Genomic DNA, 288 nt, shown 5'->3' with positions numbered 1-288 from the left:
GCTGAACATTCCCGCAGAGAATTGGCTTAAAATCACCACTGAGTTTGGCGCTTTATTCAAAGGTGCGGTGGGGGCGTTGCCTGCATTAACAGATTATTGTGAGCATTTAGACCTAAAACGACGACAAGGTGCAGCTAACTGTCAGCGCTGGTTGTGCGCTTAATACACCATTTCTTAATTTCAAATAAAAGCATTTTCCACTTGATAGATATCAAGCTTTTTTGCTGTGTTGAATTTAGTTTATGAGTTATTTTTGGTGATTAATGATGAAGTATTTAGTCCTTTGGC

The 288-nt window shown here is 39.2% G+C and carries 1 pseudogene; it reads left to right on the top strand.

Annotation, left to right across the window (positions count from 1 at the left end):
• Positions 1-163 (top strand): annotated as a pseudogene (locus AB4160_RS19330) (transposase); the annotation flags it as partial.
• Between the last annotated feature and the right edge of the window lie 125 nt (positions 164-288).

Origin of the sequence: Shewanella sp. 10N.286.51.B8 (assembly GCF_041469325.1) — a bacterium.
Lineage (GTDB): Bacteria > Pseudomonadota > Gammaproteobacteria > Enterobacterales > Shewanellaceae > Shewanella.
Note: the sequence above shows the minus strand (reverse complement) of the source record. Positions and strands in the feature narration are given on the sequence as shown.